This window comes from Polynucleobacter sp. 35-46-11, from assembly GCF_002281105.1.
Genome location: NZ_NCFJ01000736.1, coordinates 1 through 1,051 on the forward strand (window position 1 = coordinate 1; position 1,051 = coordinate 1,051).

1 protein-coding gene is annotated in these 1,051 nt (G+C 41.1%); it reads right to left on the reverse strand.

The genetic code is table 11. The features are described from left to right. The coding region (locus B7Y67_RS19200) for a type IV secretion system protein (protein WP_293600001.1) at positions 1–1,051 on the reverse strand (1,051 nt) is incomplete at both ends.

Below are 1,051 nucleotides of genomic sequence, written 5' to 3' on the forward strand. Positions count from 1 at the left end.
TTTTGTTGTTGGTTTTGTTTTTTCTGATTTAGCGCCATCACTTTTCGCACTGCCACTTTTGCCACCACTCATACGACCGGCAAACATGACCAATTTGCTTGAATCACCTGCACCACCTGAACTTGAACCGCCAGTTGCTAATGAGGAAGACATGTTGTCAGCTAAGCCCATGAGCTGCTTACCCAGCATTGCAAAGAACAAAACCATTAATGAGAGAAAAATAATACTTTCGTCTTTAGTTGCCATGTTTGAGGAATAGGTAGCTACCTGGTCAATAGTGCCTAGAGCCAGCAAAGCGACTAATACGGCTATGATTTTGTATAGTGCTGCAGAAATCATGAACCTGATCCAACCGTTAAAAAGGAAAGATAAGCTAGGTATAAGCAGAAAAGGAATCAAAAGCGGACCAATTGCTAAGCCGATGTATAGCATTACTTGTCCGGCATTCAGCACAAACACAAAAGTTAGTAACGACCACAAAATAAATCCTGCTGCCACTATGAGAATGGCGCTCGAAATAATGAGACCAACGGCATCTTCAACAAGAAAAGCCCATTGCAGCTTATCTTGAACCCAATTCTTTCCGTAATTAAGAATCTTAGAACTCAAACCCTCATCTGGTTTTGGTTCATATTGCTGCTCTTTTAAAAGCACTTTAAAAGCATTGCCCATCGCTACAACATGCTTATCAACAATGATTTCTGTTGCGTTTTGATTCTTTGTAAATTTATTAGCGATACTTGGTATAGCATTAAGAAAAAAGCCTGCGACGGACACATCTTTCATTACACCGCCTGTTGTTGCAGGAGAAGTCCAAGCAGCAAGCATGGAAGCCAAGAACAACCATGTAAACGCTAACTTTGTTAAATCCACCATAACTCGCCCATTGCCATCAAGCATGAAAATAATCATGTGATAAAGAACCATGATTACCATCAAAATACTTAGTAGTTGAAAGCCAAGACCGCCAGAACCACCTAGAATGCCTATCATGTCTCGCCCAGCAACATCAAGCGCTTCTAAGACATTGCTGACAACACCAGTCATATCC